We start from the raw sequence: 1078 nt of genomic DNA, 5'->3' as shown, positions 1-1078 counted from the left end.
GGACGGGCGCCTCGGGTGCGGGGTCGAAGGCCGCCAGGGGCAGGGAGAGCCAGGCCACGTCGCGCCAGGCGCCGCAGGTGTAGCCGGCGTTGCGCTGGATGCCCATGAGCTGGAAGCCGAACGCCTCGTGCAGGCGCTCGCTGGCCGCGTTCGGCAACGTGACGCGCGCGTAGGCGCATTTCATGCCCTGCAGGCGCACGAGCTCGATCAGGGCTCCGTAAAGCGCGCTACCCAGCCCGGCACCTTGGGCCCCGGGGGCCAGGTACACCGACAGCTCGGCGTTCCAGGCGTAGGCCGCCCGCTCGGCCTGGGCGTGCGCGTAGGCATAGCCCATCACGCATCCGTCCTGCTCGGCCACGAGGTACGGGTAGCCGGCGAGCACGCCTGCGACCCGCTCGCGGAACGCTTCGGCCGAGGGCGTCTCTTCCTCGAACGTGACGGGCGTGTCCACGAAGGGCGCGTACACGGCGAGGATGGCGTCCGCGTCGTCGGCGGTTGCAAGGCGTATGCGGGCGGGAGCGGGTCTCACGTGATGCCTTTCCGGTGGGGCGGGAGGGGGCATTGTCCTGCCTATACTACCACGGAGCCGTTGCCGTCGCCCATGGCAGGGCGGTGCAGGTGCCGGCCAAGAGGGGCCGCCCTCTCTCGGAAGCGCCTTCGCGAGGGAGCGAAAGCGCTGGTGATGACAAGCGTTTAACCCCCTTTTCCCCTCGGGGAGACCATGCGAACAGACCGTGGCGCTGTTGTGTTGTTCGGTTGCGTCGTCTTGTCGTTGCCCGGCTGTTACGGAATACTCGGTGGGGAAAACGGCAGAAAAGCCGTCACGGAAAGCGCGCGTTCGAAGCGCGGCCGGGGTTGCGGCAGAAAGAATGCGGAACGGCGAGGCGATGGGGAAGGGCTCGGGCATACGGCGGCTGCGCCGACGGATAAGGCACCTGCCGACGTGGTCGAAGGCGGCCGCGCTCGCGCTCGGTGGGCGTCGTGGCCTTCTTCGGCGTGGCGATCGGGATGGGGGCCGCCGCCGAGCGCCCCGAGGAACCGGTCGCGTCGCTGGACGTTGCCGACGCCGCTCCGGACC

Annotated in this window: 1 protein-coding gene; it reads right to left on the bottom strand. The window is 70.0% G+C overall.

The window, feature by feature from the left end; translation table 11 throughout:
* Nucleotides 1-529: GNAT family N-acetyltransferase (locus GPA_RS18590; RefSeq protein ID WP_041238688.1), on the bottom strand; the 529-nt coding region annotated here is incomplete at its 3' end.
* Between the last annotated feature and the right edge of the window lie 549 nt (nucleotides 530-1078).

Origin of the sequence: Gordonibacter pamelaeae 7-10-1-b (assembly GCF_000210055.1) — a bacterium.
GTDB lineage: Bacteria > Actinomycetota > Coriobacteriia > Coriobacteriales > Eggerthellaceae > Gordonibacter > Gordonibacter pamelaeae.
This window is presented reverse-complemented; position numbering and strand designations above follow the sequence as displayed.